The following is a 15,526-nucleotide window of genomic DNA, read 5'->3' as shown; positions in this document are numbered from 1 at the left end:
CTAATTCCTTCAAGGGGCCCTTCACGGACCTTCCCAGCGTCAGCGCTTCTCGAAGATCAGATCGCGCGAAACCCGGCCCTCCCGGTCCGCCCGCTGTTCGAACTTCGTCACCGGCCGCCACTCCGGCCGGGGCGCCCAGCCGCCGGGCTCGTCGGCGTACCGGTTGCGCAGCGCGGGTTCCGCCGAGCACACCTCGAGCATCTGCTCCGCGTAGTGCTCCCAGTCGGTGGCCATGTGGAACGTCCCGCCGGGCGCGAGCCGCGACGCGATCAGCGCCACGAACTCCGGCTGCACGATCCGCCGCTTGTGGTGGCGCTTCTTCGGCCACGGGTCCGGGAAGAACAGCCGCACGCCGGACAGCGTCCCGGGCTCGACGTGATCGGTCAGCAGGACCACCGCGTCGCCGTGCATGAGCCGCAGGTTCGTCACGCCGAGCTTCTCCGCGCGCAGCATCAGCTGCCCGAGCCCGGGGTCGTACACCTCGACGGCCACGTAGTTCAGCTCCGGCGCGGCGGCGGCCAGCTGGGAGGTCGTCTCGCCCATGCCGGATCCGATCTCCAGCATGACCGGCGCTTCGCGGCCGAACCATTCGGTGAAGTCGACCGGGCCTTCCGGCAGTTGCGACACCGTCCGGCCGAGCCGCGGCCAGTGTTCTTCCCAGGCCCGCTGCTGGCCGACGGTCATCCGCCCGCCGCGTTTGACGTAACTGACCACGCTGCGCAGCCGTGGCTGGTCCTCGTTTTCCACCCGGACAACATACGGGCGGGTCAGCGGACCGCTTCGAACTCCCCGAGCCGGGAGCGCAGTCCGGCGAGCCCGGCCACCGCCACTGGCTCCGGTGCGCGGGCGGAATGCGCGGGCAGGACGTCGATCCAGCCGTCGTGCCGGTCGGTGTTCAGCACGGTCGTCGGAATGGAATGGCCGGACTTGCCCCGTTCGGACGGCATGAACTCCCAGTACCCGGATTCGCCGTCGGCCGCCCACGGCACGAACTCCCAGCCCATCCGCTTGCCGAGCAGTTGCGCCACCCGGTCTTCGATGCGGAAGCCGAGTTCGCGCGATTCGAGCCGTCCGCTCGCGACCGCGCGCAGCCACCACGGCGCGGGCAGCGCGTCGTCTTCTCCGCTCGCCCGCCGGTACAGCCCGAGCACGGCGTCCTCCGGCGCGCGATGGACCCACGCCTGGCGCAGTTCCGCGGGCCGGGTCGCGGGCAGCGCGAACCGGGGCAGTTCGATCGCCTGGGACCATTCGAGGTCCAGCATCGGTTCGAGGCGGGGAGTCGGTACCGCAGCGTCGCGGGAAACGGATTTCTGATCAACGTCCACCGTCACGGTTCACCTCCGGAGAGCTGAGACGGGGCTCTGCCTTGAATATCCGTGGGTTTCTGACAGTATGTCCGCTCGCTGTGAGAGAAGCCACACCGGTTTACGTGAATTTAATGCGAATGCTCGCTGAGCAATCGGGAATGTGCACGTGCAGGTCAGGCGTCCCGCCGATTCGCGGTGGCCACGCCGGCGGCGAACAACACCGCGCTGATCGCCGCGAAATACGCAAGATAACCCCACGGCCCGAAAGGCGGCGACAGTTTCAGCGTGGTCCTGGTGAAATCGCCACCGGCGAACTGCGATGCCGCGTAGAACGGCATCCACTGGTAGAGATCGCTGCCGATCTTGGGAATCAGCAGCACCAGGCCCTCGACCAGCTGGGTCCACACGAGCACGATCGCCAGTGTCAGCGCGGAACTGCGCAGCAGCAGTCCGACGCCGACGCCGAGCAGTCCGGTCAGCGCGAAGGTCAGGATCTGGCCGAACACGAGGCGCCAGTCCGCTCCGGAGTGCAGGCTGAGGTCCGCGTCCGGGCGCACGAGATGCGCTATCCCCCACGAGCCGACTCCGGCGAGCAGGCCGAGCACCGCGCAGACCACGAACACCACGGCGCCCTTGGCGAGCAGCACCGGCGTCCGCGTCGGCACCGCCTGGAAGGTGAGCCGCAGCGTGCCCCAGTTGAAGTCGGCTGTCGCGGCGAGCACCGCCAGCACCAGCGCGACCGTGCGGCCGGTGCTCGTGGCGAGCTGAGTATTGCTCACGTCCGCGGTGATTTCGGCCCCGGAAAGCCCGAGGAACATCGCGGTGAACCCGATGGGCGCGGCCACCGCGATCAGTGCGCACCACCACGGCGCACGCGTGCTGAAAAGCTTGATCCGTTCCGCCCGCAGCATATTCACCGCGCACCTCCACTGGTGAATTCGGCTGCCTGGCCGGTCAATTCGAGGTAGGCGTGCTCGAGCGAACCGGCCAGCGGGCTCAGCTCGTGCAGGGTCGCGCCCGCGGCGTAGGCGAGTTCACCGATCGCGTCACTGTCCATTTCGGACACCAAGAACGCACCGGAATCCTCGGTGAAAACCACTCGCTGCCGCGTGAGCGCGTTGCGCAGCGCGTCGGCGTGCGGCGTGCGCACCCGGACCCCGCGCGATCCGGCGCGGGCCACGAAATCGGCCATCGTGCCCTGGTAGATCAGCTGGCCGCGGCCGATCACCACGAGATCCTGCGCGGTCTGCTCCATCTCCGGCAGCAGGTGGCTCGACACGAACACCGTGCGGCCTTCCTCGGCGAGCCCGTGCAGCAACTGGCGGACCCACTGCACGCCCTCCGGGTCGAGGCCGTTCACCGGTTCGTCGAACAGCAGCACGCGCGGGTCGCCGAGCAGCGCGGTCGCGATGCCGAGCCGCTGCAGCATGCCGAGCGAGAACGTTCCCGCCCGTTTGCGCGCGACCGCGGACAACCCGACGAGCTCCAGCACCTCGTCGGCGCGCCGGTCCGGCAGCCCGTTCGTCGCGGCGAGGAACCGCAGGTGCTGGCGGGCGGAGCGGCCCGGATGCCGCCACGTCGCGTCGAGCAGCGCGCCGACCGTGCGCAGCGGATCGGACAGCTGCCGGTACGGCTTGCCCTCGATGTGCGCGGTGCCCGCGGTGGGCGCGTCGAGCCCGAGCAGCAGCCGCATCGTGGTGGACTTCCCCGCACCGTTCGGGCCGAGGAATCCGGTGACGCGACCGGCCCGCGCGGTGAAAGTCAGGTCCCGCACCGCGACGGTGCCGCCGTAGGACTTGCTGAGTCCGGTCGCTTCGAGCACGCCGCCCCCCTTCTCGTGGATCCGAACTCTACCGAAACGAAAAGATCCGGGCCGCCCCCCGAATGGCGACCCGGATCTTGTTCCCCTTTTCCCCTTTTTCCCCTTGTTCGGCTCCGCCGGCCCCCGCCTGACTCGTCCGAACTTCCTGTGGGTCTTTACGCGTCGCGCTTCTTCGCGACGCCGATCGCGATGGCCAGCAGGACCACGGCCACCCCGGCGAAGTAGGCCAGCGAGCCCCACTGCGACAGTGCCGCTTCCTGCGCGCCCGGTCCTCCGGAGCTTCCGCTGAGGAAGCGCTCCGCGACGGTGAACGGCATCCACTCGTGGATCTTCGGGCCGACGGTCGGGATCAGCTGCACGAGGTTTTCCACCGCCAGCACGTAGATCAGCAGCAGCGAGAGTGCGCCCGCGCTGTGCCGGATCAGCGTGCCGACCGCCACCGCGATGACCGCGGCGAAGGCGAACACCACGCCGACGCCGGCGACGTTGATCCAGTCCGCGGAGGTGTTCAGCGCCACCGAGGCCGACGGGCGGATCAGGTAGCCCAGTCCCCACGAGCCGAAGGCGCCGATCTCGCCGATCACGAACGACAGCAGCGCGACGACGGTGGCCTTCGCGACGAGCACGCTGCCGCGGTTCGGCACCGCCTGGAAGGTCGTGCGGATCGTGCCGAACCGGTATTCGGTGGTCACCGCGAGCGCCGCCAGCACCATGATCACCGCGATGCCGAACTGGTGTCCGACCTGGGTGCTGGCCACCGACAGCTGCTCCCCGCTCTGGAGCGAGCCGGCGATGAGGCCGGCGAACCCGATGGTGAGCGCGAGCGCGATGAGGGAACACCACCACGGCGACCGGGTGGTGAAGAGCTTGATGCGTTCGACCGCGAGCAAAGTCATGATTTTTCTCTTCCCAACGAGAGTGTGGTCAGCGGATGGCCGCGGCCTGCCGCGCTTCCGCCTCGAGCCCGGTGTGGTACTCGACGGCGTCGCCGGTGATCTGCATGAAGGCCTGTTCGAGCGAGCCGGTCTGCGGGCTCAGCTCGTGCAGCACGAGGTTCGCCGAAGCGGCGATCTCGCCGATCTTCGCACTGTCCATTCCGGACACGATGAGCGCTTCGCCGGCATCGGTGACCTGTGCGCTGGCGGAGATCAGCTGCTGGCGCAGCGCCGGAAGCTGCGGCGAGCGCACCTTCACGGTGTTTTCCGCGGCCCGCGCCACGAATTCCTCAGTGGTGGACTGCGCGATCAGCTGGCCCTTGCCGATGACCACGAGATCGGTCGCGGTGAGCGCCATCTCCGAAAGCAGGTGGCTCGACACGAACACGGTGCGGCCCTCGGAGGCGAGACGCTGCATGAACTTGCGGATCCAGAGGATGCCCTCCGGGTCGAGGCCGTTGACCGGCTCGTCGAACAGCAGCACCTCCGGGTCGCCGAGCAGCGCGGCGGCGATCCCCAGCCGCTGCGACATGCCGAGCGAGAACCCGCCCGCCCGCTTGCCCGCGACGCTGGTGAGCCCGACGGTGTCGAGCACCTCCTCCACCCGCGCCGCCGGGATCCGGTTCGACCGGGCCATCCACTGCAGGTGCGCGCGGGCCGAGCGGTTGGGGTGCACCCATTTCGCGTCGAGCAGCGCGCCGACCGTGCGCAGCGGCTCCTTCAGCTCGTGGTATAGCTTCCCGCCGATCCGGACCTGACCCGCGGTCGGGTTGTCCAGCCCGAGGATCATGCGCATGGTGGTGGACTTGCCGGCGCCGTTCGGGCCGAGGAACCCGGTGACCTTCCCCGATGCCACGCTGAACGACAGGTTGTTCACCGCGAGCGTGCTCCCGTAACGCTTGGTGAGACCTGTTGCCTCGATCATCCCCTGCTCCCTCTACGGCGGTGCTGACGGAATTCATCCTGTCGCAGCGCCGCCGTTTTCGCGTCATCCTGTGGATCGAACCGGCTACCCGACCTGAGTAGTACTCAATCGTGTCGCGGGGTGGAGGGGGATGGGGGATGCCCCTGAGCCGACCCTGAACTTTGCCCGATCCGCTCGCGACCCACCGCGGAATCCGCCGCGGGGTCCAGAGTGGACACCGTCCGGTTTGGACGCTTCAGCCGATGCCCGGCCGGGCGAGCCCGGTCTCGTACGCGAGGACGACCGCCTGCACGCGGTCGCGCAGGTCGAGCTTCGACAAGATCCGGCCGACGTGTGTTTTCACCGTAGCCTCGGAAAGGAACAACGTCTCGGCGATCTCGACGTTCGACATGCCTTTCGCGATCAGCACGAGCACTTCGCGTTCGCGGTCGGTCAGCACGTCGAGTTCCGCCGGATCGCGCATTTCCGAACCGCCGGAGCCGACGAACCGGTCGAGCAGCCTGCGTGTGACCGAGGGCGACATCACCGCGTCGCCGGCGGCGACCGAACGCAGCGCGGACACCAGGTAGTCCGGCTGGGTGTCCTTGAGCAGGAAGCCCGACGCACCGCCCTGCAGCGCGGCGTAGACGTACTCGTCGAGGTCGAAGGTGGTCATCACGAGCACCCGCGCGGTACCGGCCGCGACGATCTGTTTCGTCGCCTCGACGCCGTCGAGCACCGGCATCCGCACGTCCATCAGCACGACGTCGGGCCGCAGTTCGGCGGCCATCCGCACGGCTTGCGCGCCATCGCCGGCCTCGCCGACCACGTCGATGTCGGCCTGCGCGCCCAGCACCATCCGGAACCCGACGCGCATCAGTTCCTGGTCGTCGACGACCACCACTCGGATCACGAGTTCAACCTAACCGGCAGCACCGCTCGCACCTGCCAGCCACCGCCGGCGGCGGGGCCCACCTCCAGTGTCCCGCCGTAGACGTGCGCCCGCTCCCGCATCCCGATCAGCCCGTTCCCGCCCGCGACCGACAGCCGGGTGGCCGGGTGCCGGGCTGGCCCGGTCTGCGGAGCGGTTCCGTTCGCGCCGACCTGCTGGAGCTGCCGGGCCCGGCCGGCGCCGTCGTCGCGCACGAGCACCTCGACCTCGTCGCCGGACCGCTGAACCCGCACCGCGGCGCTCGCTCCGGCACCGGCGTGCTTGAGCGTGTTGGTGAGCGATTCCTGGACGATCCGGTAGATCCCGAGCGACACCCCGGCGGGCAGTTCGTCCAGCCCGTCGCCGAGGGCGAGGTCGACCGGGACGCCCGCGGCGCGCATCCGTTCGGCGAGGTCGCCCAGCGCCGTCGCGTCCGGCTGCGGCACCCGCGGTTCGTCGTCGCCGCGGTCGTTGCGCAGCACGTCGAGCAGCCGGCGCAGTTCGCCGAGCGCGCCGCGGCCGGTTTCGGAAATCGTCCCCAGCGCGCGTCCGGCCAGCTCCGGATTGGATTTCAGCGCGAGCGCCGCGCCGTCGGCCTGCACGACCATCACGCTCACCGAATGCGCCACGACGTCGTGCAGCTCCCGGGCGATCCGGCCGCGTTCCTCGGCCACCGCGATCCGCGCGGCCTGGTCGCGTTCGGTCTCCAGCAGATGCAGCCGGGCCTCGAGCTCGCGCTGGTAGGCGCGGCGCGCGTACATGAATTCGCCGAGCAGCCAGCAGAAGGCGATGGTGAAGGCGCTGAACAGCAGCTGGGCCGCCATCGACGGCTCGGGCTTGACGATCGCGGTGACGACCATGGCCACCACGAACGCGCCGCCGTAGATCAGGCCCTGCTTCCGTCCGACGTAGACCTGGACCGAGTAGAGGCTGATCGCGAGCGCGGCCAGGCCGGACACCCCGAGGTCCAGCGCGCTGTGCGCGTAGGAGATGAAGTAGGCGGCGTACGCGGCGATCAGCGGGCGTTTGCGCCGGAACACCAGCGGGGCGACCACGGCGAGGTCGATCGGGACCGCGACGTACCAGGCCGGGCCGGGGACCTCGGGATCGATGCCGCCGCTGGCGAACACGAGGATGTCGAACGCCGCGAGGAACAGCGCGAGCAGCGAGTCCCCCACCATCGGGTGGGCACGCATCCACAGGCTGAGCCGTCGCACGACTCAACAGTAGGTCGCGGCGCCGGAAGCCGCGTCGGTCGCGGGTAGCACCTTCGGTGCGACCGAAGGATGACCGGCATGCGACGATTCCTGCTTGGGTGAGCGAACGAGCCGGAAGGGGGCCGGGGCGGTGACGGCAGCGGCGGAACGGGGACGACTCGCCGGCCCACTGTCCGCGTCGGTGGCGGAGCTGTGCCACCGGCTGCGGTCCCAGGTGTCCCCGCGCACCGCCGCCGGGTTCGCCGAGGTGCTGCGCCGGCTCGGCGCGCCGCTGCAGGTCGCGGTCGCCGGGCGGATCAAATCGGGTAAGTCGACGCTGGTCAACGCGCTGATCGGACGGCTCGTCGCGCCCACCGACGTCGGCGAGTGCACGCGGCTGGTCACCCGGTTCCAGTACGGCACCGTCGACCGCGTCGAGGTGGTGTTCCTCGACGGCCGCAAGCAGGTGCTGCCGTTCGCCGCGGACGGGTCGATCCCGGCCGAGCTCGGCGTCGACATCTCCGAGGTCTCGCACCTCGAGGCGTACCTCACCAACGCGGTGCTGCAGGACATGACGGTGATCGACACCCCCGGTCTCGGTTCGCTGGACGCCGCGTCGGTGTCGCGGACCGAGCAGTTGCTGGGCGCGGCCGAGCAGGACGAGGGTTCCGACGACCTCGACGACACCTCGCGCAACGCCGTCGCGGGCGCGGAGGCCGTGCTTTATGTGGTGACCCAGGGCGTGCGCGCGGACGATCAGCAGGCGCTGGCCGCGTTCACTGCCGCGACCGCGAGCCGGGAGGCCGGGCCGGTCAACGCGATCGCGGTGCTGAACAAGGCGGACACGATCGTCGCGGAATCTGTCGAAGGCTCCGGCGGAGACATCTGGAAGGCCGCGCAACTGCTCGCCGAGAAGCAGGCCGCGACGCTGAAGCCGCGCGTCGCGGATGTGCTGCCGGTGATCGGCCTGATCGCCGAATCGGCCGAATCCGGCGGGTTCACCTCCGCGGACGCCGAAGCACTGGGCCAGCTCGCCGCGCTCGACGACGACGTCCTCGAAACGATGCTCATCGCGGCCGACATCTTCACCAGCTGGGAGTGCGACATCCCGGCCGGAATCCGGTTGCGGCTGCTGGAGAAACTCGATCTCTTCGGAATCCGCTGTGCGGTCGACGCGATTCGCGCGGAACCGGGGATCACCGCGGGAGCGTTGCGGCGCAAGCTTCTCGACATCTCCGGACTCGACGCGGTCCGCCGCCGGCTGTCGACCGTCTTCGCCGCGCGCGCGGACGGAATCAAGGCCGCGGCCGCGCTCGCGTCGGTGACCGCATTGGCGCACGCGTCCGGCGACCCGGGCGAACGGCAGCGGGTGCACGACGCGATCGAAGTGCTGCTGGCCCGCCCGGAAGCGCATCAGCTGCGGCTGCTGGAAGCGTTGACGCTCGTCGCTTCGGGAGCCGTCGAAATGCCGGAAGACCTGGCAGAAGAGGTGCTGCGGGTCGGCAGCAACGCCGACATCGGCGCGCAGCTCGGCCTTCCCGGCGCCCCGCGGCCGGAGCTGGCGGCCCATGCGCTGGAACGCGCCGGCTGGTGGCGGTCTTTCGCCTCCTTCGGCGCGACTCCGGCGCAAAGCCGCGTGGCCCACGTCGTGCACCGCGCCTATTTCCTGATCTGGCAACAGATTCGCGAACAGTAAACAACTCCTCCGCGACGCGTAGGCTGAATGTCGTGCGGCTGGAGGACACCACCTCGTGGCGGGTTTACTGGGGGAGCGACCACGACGTCGACGTGGCGTTGTTCCTCCGGGACGTCCTCGCGCTCTCGGTCGCCGACGGCCAGCTGCTGCCGCCGGTGGAGCCTGCCGTGCCGGTACACGTCCCGCCCGCCCTCGACCGCGCGGCGGTGCAAGCGCAGTGGGAACCGTGGTGGGACGGCCTGCTGACCTTCCTTCGCGAGCGCGGTTCCGGGCGCACCCGGCGGAAAAGCCCAGCTCCCGGCGACGGTTCGGCCATCGACCTCGCGGCCCAGCACTTCGCCCCGGCCGCCGCTGAACACTTCGCCGCGGCACGCCGCCCGGTCTCGTCCGGCTTCCACCGCCGCCAGATCCTCGCCAGCGAACGGATGGGCAGGCTGGTCCGCGAAACCGAGGTGGAACTGGGCCGTCGCGCCCGGCCGTTCCGGCTGACGGTGCTGGAGATCCCGGTCGCGGGACGGGTGTGGCTGCGGACGGCGGAGCACCAGCTGCTGGTGTCGTCCCGCCTGGCCGCGGACGTTCCCGCACTCGATCAGGCCATGCGCTCGCTGATCCACGAGATCGCCTGAGGCCCTGCGCAAGCGTTTGCGATCAGGGTTTCGTGCACCCAGCTTTGATAAACCGAGTGATCGGTCTAATGATGGTCTGTCACGGTGTCCGCCACCCACGTCACGCTCGAACGGCGCGTTCTTGGACGACGGCAAGCTCGTGCTGCTCGGCGAGAACGACCGGGATCGCCCGCGAGAAGACCGACGTGTCCCGGCGGCAACTGGCCGCGAAACGACGCGTGATTCTCGACGCGGCAGCCGGGTGCTTCGCCCGCGACGGGTTCGAAAAGACCTCCACCGCGGACATCTGCCGCGCCGCCGGGATCAGCTCCGGCAGCCTGTTCCACTACTTCCCCAGCAAACGCGCGGTCTTCGTCGGCATTTTCGAGGCGGACAACGCCGACAACGAGGAACTGCTCGCCACCGCGGTGGAGATGGCCGATCCGTGGGTAGGCGTGCTCGCTGATCCGCGGCAATGACGATGTCATGCGCGTCGGTCTCGTGGGCTTGATCGAGCGCGGTGTCCGGACCGGCCGGTTCTCCCCCGTGCTGTCCCCGGCCGACGCCCTGCTTTCGCGCGTGAGCCTTGACCCCGACCTGGACGTCGAGCACGAGCAGGCAGCTGCTGGCGCGGATTCTCGGCCCGTCGCAGTGATCCGCCCCCGCCGCGCGCGGCGGCGCCGCAAACTGGTGGAATCACGGGGAACGGCCAGGGGAGGGTCCAGATGGCGTGGTTCGGCCACGAGGAAGCCGGCGACGCGGCCGAAGCGCCGACCGGCGAGATCAGCGCGGACGCCCTCGCGCGGATCATCGCCGAGGCGGACGGAACCGCCGCCGAGGCGGATGCGTCGGATCCCGATGTGGACCTCGTAGCTGCCCCGGGTGACCTCGAACGCGCGCTGTCCGACCGGCAGGCGCTCATCCAGCTCTGCCTCTACGCGCTGGACCGCGCCCGCAGCAGCGGCGTCGTGGAACGGCTCGAACACGGGCTCGCCGCCATCGGCGTCACCGCGTTGCGCGCCGAGGGCGAACGGTTCGACCCGGCGCGCCACGAGGCGGGCGGTGCCGTGCCCACTGACGATCCGGAGCTCGAAGGCGTCGTCGCGGAGACCGAGGTCGTCGGGTTCGCCGACCAGGACCGGTTGTTGCGCGCGCCGATCGTCACCGTCTACGCGAAGCGGGCGCAGTGACCGCACCGACGCTTCCCGCTCAGGTCCAGGCCGCTCGCGAACAGCTGCTCGGCGTGGTCCGCGAGGCTGATCCACAGGCCGCCAAATGGGTCGAGGACCAGCGCAAGGCTCGTTCGGAGAAACCGTCCGTGGTGGTCGTCGGCGAGACGAACCGCGGGAAGAGCTCGCTGGTCAACGCCCTGCTCGCGACCCCGGGACTGTCCCCTGTGGACGCTGACGTGGCCACCGCGACCTACCTCGTTTTCGAGCACGCGCAGCAGTGGGGCGCGCAGGCTTGTTACCCCGGTCAGCTGGCGTCGGTGCCGTTCGACCTGACGCAGCTGGCCGACTGGGTGTCCGCCGCGCACGAGCTGCCGCCGGGACAGCTGCCGCCGCGCTACGTCGAGGTCTCCGGTCCGGTTCCGCTGCTGGAACGGCTGACCCTCGTCGACACTCCGGGCGTCGGCGGGCTCGATTCGCTGCACGGCGAGCTGGCCAAGGAGGCCGCCGCGCGCGCGACCGCGCTGGTGTTCGTGGTCGACGCGTCCGCCCCGTTCACCTCCACCGAGCTGCAGTTCCTGCGCGAGGTCGCGGACCGAGTCGAGACGGTGGTGTTCGTGCTGGCCAAAACCGACGCGTTCCGCGGCTGGCGCGAGATCCTCGAAGCCGACCGGCAACTGCTCGCTGAACACGCACCGCGCTTCGCCGACGCGGTCTTTCACCCGGTGTCGGCGCGAGTGTTCGAGACCGCCGCGAAGGCACCGAACGAGCAGGTCGCCGCCATGCTCCGGGAAAAGTCCGGCATCGCCGCGGTGCAGGTCGCGCTGCAGGAGCTGCTGGTCGGCCGGTCGATGATGCTCAAGGAAGCCAACACGCTCCGCTCGCTGTCGAGCGCGCTGGCCGGGATCAAGGCGAAGCTGCAAGCGGAAAGCCGTGCTTTGTCGGCCGGTGAAGCGGAAGCCGAACAACTCCGCGCCCGCCGCGACGATCTTCAGTCCCAGCGCCGCACTTCCACCCGCGGCTGGCAACTGCGCTTGCGTGGCGAAATCCAGCGCACGCGCGTCGAGGTCGGCCACGAGAGCAGCCGCGAAATGCGGGACGCCCAAGCGCATTTCCGCCAGCGCATCGACGCGGCCAAACGCGACGACTTGGCCGCGCTGCCACAGGAAGTCGACATCGCGCTGCAGACCGCGTCGCAGCGGGTGTCGATGCAGCTGTCACAACGGCTGAACCAGGTCACGAACACGGCCTTGTCGGAGCTGTTCTCCGCCGAGGAACTCGACGTGATCCGCGCCCAGTTCGCGCGCGCCGGCGGTCCGCCCGTCGTGCTGCGTCCGCCGGACAAGAAACCGCCGACCGCCGAAGACAAACTGCTGGTGTTCATGGGCATTTCCGGTGGCGTCGGGGCCGGAAAGATCGCCGCGCTGCCGCTGGCCGGGGTCGCGATCCTCAACCCCGTGGTGCTCCCGGCGACGATCGTGATCGGCCTCGGCGCGGGCTGGTGGATGGCGCGTACTCGCAAACACGCGTCGGACAAACAGCATCTGAAGCAGTGGCTGGTCGAAGCGATCGCCGACGCCCGCTCGACGCTCGACCAGCTCATCGCCGAACAGCTCATCGAGGCCGAGCAGCAGCTGTCGCTCGCCCTCGACGAGGCATTGGGCCGCCGCATCGAGGCGATCGAGGCGGAGCTGAAGGAGGTGGACCAGACGATCAAGATGAGCGCGCAGGAGCGGGCGAAGAAGATCGCGATCGTCTCGAAACGCCTCAAGGACGTCACCGAAGGCCACACCCGGGCCGAAACGCTGCTTTCCCGCATCCGCACGGTCCGCGACCGGGCATGATCAGCCGGTGACGCGGCGGCCTTCGGGCCAGCCTGCCGCCGTGAGCAGGTGATCGGCTTGTGGACGGGAACCGAACCGGCCTAACGTGAGTCATACCGAGCGAAGCAACCAGCGGCAGACCCGGCGTACTAAGGGGGACCAACCCATGTGGGTCGACGAGAGCGGCGGCACCGACGCGACCGGCCCGGAGGCCATGACCGTCCACGTCGACGGCCAGGAGTACCAGGCCGAGGTCAACTACGACACCGATCACGACGGGGTCGCCGACACCGCGGTCGTCGAGCACGACGACGGCACCGCGCAGGTGTTCGCCGACACCAACCACGACGGCGTCGCCGACCACTACGCGGTGCTCGACTCGACCGGGCACGTCGTGGACCAGGCGGTTTACGACGAGCAGAGCGGCAGCTGGGTCGAATCCGGCCACGGCCAGGCCGGCTCCGACGGCACCGATTCGCACTCGCAGGACACCTCGACCGCCGGGCACATTCACGCCGACCTCCCGAGCGGCGACGTCGACGCCGGGGTCGCCACCATCGACACCGACCACGACGGGCACAACGACACCGCCGTGGTCGAAACGAAGTCCGGCGGCACGATCGCCTTCACCGACACCAATGGCGACGGCCAGGCCGACGTCGCGGTGGAGGTCGGCGCGGACGGGTCCACGCACACCTACGAGCACACCGGCCACGGCCAGTGGACCGAGACCGACGGCGGTTCGAACCACGCGCTCGACTCGGCGGCCGCGGTCGACCCGGGCAGCGACCAGGCCTGGGGCGGCGAGGGCGCCCAACTGCTCAGCGGCGTCGCGAGGATCGACAGCGGAACCGGGCAGTGGATCAGCCCCAACTGAGCTCTCGGTAACTGACGTCACACGAACGGGTCCGGCCTCGCGCCGGGCCCGTTCGCCGTTTCCGGGGGAGAGCGCCCCCCGAGATCAGGACTGACCAACGCGGGTCCCGGCATCCGGCACGAATGCGACGCGGGCCACGCGGAAAGATTTTCGGCGCTGGCCCGTTCCGGTGAAACTGAATCGATTCCCTTATCGTTCTTGTGAGAGAACCGACAGGTCAGCTCTCGGTTACCTGGCGTCCATCCGGCTACAGTCGGGGAATCCCAAAACCCGCACACCGGTCTTCCGCCGGTGTGCGAAGCCATTCGGTCGCCGGCAACGAAGCCCGCACCAAGAACACTGTCGTTCGCGGTGTGGGCTCTTTTGTCGTCGGAAGTCAGGAGTAAAGATGACCGCAGTCGCCATCCCCGGACTGGACAACGCGCCGACGACGCACAGTGGCGTGCTGTCCTGGGTCCGGGAGGTCGCCGAGCTGACCACCCCGGACCGCGTGGTGTGGGTCGACGGGTCTGACGAGGAAGCCGCCCGGATCAACCAGGAGCTGGTCGACGCCGGCACCTTCGTGAAGCTGGACGCGAAGCCGAACTCCTACTGGGCCACCTCGGACCCCGGCGACGTCGCGCGGGTCGAGGACCGCACCTTCATCTGCTCGAAGGAGGAGAGGGACGCGGGCCCGACGAACAACTGGGTCGACCCGGCCGAGATGAAGGCCACGATGACGGAGCTGTACCGCGGCTGCATGGCCGGCCGCACGATGTACGTCATCCCGTTCTGCATGGGCCCGCTCGGCGACGAAAACCCCAAGCTGGGCATCGAAATCACCGACTTCGCCTACGTCGTCGCGTCGATGCGCGTGATGACCCGCGCGGGCAAGGCGGCGCTGGACAAGTTCATCGCGCCGGACGGTTCGGAGCGCGAGTTCGTGCCCGCGCTGCACTCGGTCGGCAAGCCGCTGGCCCCGGGCGAGAAGGACGTCGCCTGGCCGTGCAACGAGACCAAGTACATCTCGCACTTCCCGGAGGAGCGGCTGATCTGGAGCTACGGCTCTGGCTACGGCGGCAACTCGTTGCTGGGCAAGAAGTGCTACTCGCTGCGCATCGGCTCGGTCATCGCCCGTGACGAGGGCTGGCTCGCCGAGCACATGCTGATCCTCAAGCTGATCTCGCCCGAGGACAAGGTCCACTACGTCGCGGCGGCGTTCCCGAGCGCCTGCGGCAAGACCAACCTCGCCATGCTGCAGCCGACCCTCCCGGGCTGGCGCGCGGAGACCCTCGGCGACGACATCGCGTGGATGCGCTTCGGCGAGGACGGCCGCCTCTACGCGGTGAACCCGGAGTTCGGGTTCTTCGGCGTCGCGCCGGGCACCGACAACCACACGAACCCGAACGCCATGCGCACGATCGAGAAGGGCAACACGGTCTTCACGAACGTGGCGCTCACCGACGACGGCGACGTGTGGTGGGAGGGCATGGAGAACACGCCCGAGCACGCCATCTCGTGGAAGCACCAGGACTGGACGCCGGACTCCGAGGAGAAGGCCGCCCACCCGAACTCGCGGTACTGCGTGCCGATGTCGCAGTGCCCGATCCTCGCGCCGGAGTGGGACGACCCGAAGGGCGTGCCGATCTCGGCGATCCTGTTCGGCGGCCGGCGCAAGACGACGGTGCCGCTGGTGAACGAGGCTCGCGACTGGCAGCACGGCGTGTTCATGGGCGCGACCATGTCGTCGGAGACCACCGCCGCGGCGGTCGGCGCGGTCGGCAACGTGCGCCGCGACCCGATGGCGATGCTGCCGTTCCTCGGCTACCACGCCGGTGACTACTTCAACCACTGGCTGGACCTGGGCAAGAACGCCGACGCGAACAAGCTGCCGAAGATCTTCTACGTCAACTGGTTCCGCCGCGGCGACGACGGCCGTTTCCTGTGGCCGGGCTTCAGCGAGAACTCGCGCGTGCTCAAGTGGGTCATCGAGCGCGTCGAGGGCAAGGGCAACGCGGCCGAGACGCCGATCGGCTTCGTGCCGAAGGCCGAGGACCTCGACCTCGAGGGCCTCTCCGAGCCGGTCGAGGACATCCAGGCCGCGCTCGAGGTGCGCAACGAGGAGTGGCGCGAGGAGCTGCCGCTCATCGAGGAGTGGTTCGCGAAGATCGGCGAGGTGCCGACCGCGCTGCGTGACGAGCTCGACGCGCTGGCCCAGCGGCTCGGCTGACGCCGCACGACGGTAAGAAGGGGACGTTCGCACCGGGCGCGGACGTCCCCTT

At 69.5% G+C, this 15,526-nt stretch carries 15 protein-coding genes; 7 read left to right on the top strand and 8 right to left on the bottom strand.

The features are described from left to right. Positions 1–39: 39 nt before the first annotated feature. The 8 genes from trmB to H5411_RS28840 form a co-directional block, all read right to left on the bottom strand. The gene (trmB, locus tag H5411_RS28875; RefSeq protein ID WP_183125651.1) at positions 40–747 is read right to left on the bottom strand and encodes a tRNA (guanosine(46)-N7)-methyltransferase TrmB; all 708 of its coding nucleotides are present in this window, start codon (positions 745–747) and stop codon (positions 40–42) included. Between the two features lie 20 nt (positions 748–767). Then, on the bottom strand, positions 768–1,262 hold the full coding sequence (locus H5411_RS28870) for a hypothetical protein (protein ID WP_220817614.1): 495 nt from the start codon (positions 1,260–1,262) through the stop codon (positions 768–770). 218 nt (positions 1,263–1,480) lie between these two features. Continuing rightward, positions 1,481–2,224, bottom strand: coding sequence for a hypothetical protein (locus H5411_RS28865; protein WP_183125650.1), 744 nt, complete (start codon positions 2,222–2,224; stop codon positions 1,481–1,483). After that, on the bottom strand, positions 2,221–3,129 hold the full coding sequence (locus H5411_RS28860; RefSeq protein ID WP_183125649.1) for an ABC transporter ATP-binding protein: 909 nt from the start codon (positions 3,127–3,129) through the stop codon (positions 2,221–2,223). Before H5411_RS28860 ends, H5411_RS28865 begins: the two co-directional genes overlap by 4 nt. Positions 3,130–3,284: 155 nt before the next feature. Beyond that, complete coding sequence (locus H5411_RS28855) at positions 3,285–4,025, bottom strand: ABC transporter permease (RefSeq protein ID WP_183125648.1); 741 nt, start codon at positions 4,023–4,025, stop codon at positions 3,285–3,287. Positions 4,026–4,053: 28 nt separating this feature from the next. After that, positions 4,054–4,989, bottom strand: a complete 936-nt coding sequence (locus H5411_RS28850) for an ABC transporter ATP-binding protein (RefSeq protein ID WP_101436781.1) — start codon at positions 4,987–4,989, stop codon at positions 4,054–4,056. Between the two features lie 235 nt (positions 4,990–5,224). Beyond that, the gene (locus tag H5411_RS28845; protein ID WP_183125647.1) at positions 5,225–5,881 is read right to left on the bottom strand and encodes a response regulator; all 657 of its coding nucleotides are present in this window, start codon (positions 5,879–5,881) and stop codon (positions 5,225–5,227) included. Then, a complete protein-coding gene (locus H5411_RS28840) occupies positions 5,878–7,095 on the bottom strand; it encodes a sensor histidine kinase (RefSeq protein ID WP_460431604.1) in 1,218 nt (405 codons plus the stop codon). Before H5411_RS28840 ends, H5411_RS28845 begins: the two co-directional genes overlap by 4 nt. Positions 7,096–7,246: 151 nt before the next feature. Here H5411_RS28840 and H5411_RS28835 point away from each other — a divergent pair, with 151 nt between their 5' ends. The 7 genes from H5411_RS28835 (at position 7,247) to H5411_RS28805 (ending at position 15,474) form a co-directional block, all read left to right on the top strand. After that, the gene (locus H5411_RS28835) at positions 7,247–8,791 is read left to right on the top strand and encodes a dynamin family protein (protein ID WP_183125646.1); all 1,545 of its coding nucleotides are present in this window, start codon (positions 7,247–7,249) and stop codon (positions 8,789–8,791) included. Positions 8,792–8,823: 32 nt separating this feature from the next. Further along, positions 8,824–9,417, top strand: a complete 594-nt coding sequence (locus H5411_RS28830) for a hypothetical protein (protein ID WP_183125645.1) — start codon at positions 8,824–8,826, stop codon at positions 9,415–9,417. Between the two features lie 185 nt (positions 9,418–9,602). Then, positions 9,603–9,875, top strand: a complete 273-nt coding sequence (locus H5411_RS28825; protein ID WP_244194660.1) for a TetR/AcrR family transcriptional regulator — start codon at positions 9,603–9,605, stop codon at positions 9,873–9,875. Between the two features lie 246 nt (positions 9,876–10,121). Then, a complete protein-coding gene (gene grpE / locus H5411_RS28820) occupies positions 10,122–10,586 on the top strand; it encodes a nucleotide exchange factor GrpE (protein WP_183125644.1) in 465 nt (154 codons plus the stop codon). Then, entirely contained in the window at positions 10,583–12,409 is a 1,827-nt protein-coding gene (locus H5411_RS28815) for a dynamin family protein (protein ID WP_183125643.1), read from the top strand. The genes grpE and H5411_RS28815 overlap by 4 nt, the downstream gene beginning before the upstream one ends. Positions 12,410–12,554: 145 nt before the next feature. Then, positions 12,555–13,265, top strand: a complete 711-nt coding sequence (locus H5411_RS28810) for a DUF6802 family protein (RefSeq protein ID WP_183125642.1) — start codon at positions 12,555–12,557, stop codon at positions 13,263–13,265. Positions 13,266–13,653: 388 nt separating this feature from the next. Continuing rightward, entirely contained in the window at positions 13,654–15,474 is a 1,821-nt protein-coding gene (locus H5411_RS28805) for a phosphoenolpyruvate carboxykinase (GTP) (protein ID WP_183125641.1), read from the top strand. The last annotated feature ends 52 nt before the right edge of the window (positions 15,475–15,526 follow it).

Source organism: Amycolatopsis echigonensis (genome assembly GCF_014174495.1).
Classification (GTDB): Bacteria; Actinomycetota; Actinomycetes; order Mycobacteriales; family Pseudonocardiaceae; genus Amycolatopsis; species Amycolatopsis echigonensis.
The sequence above is the reverse complement of the archived record's forward strand: the minus strand, read 5'-3'. Positions and strand labels throughout refer to the sequence as shown.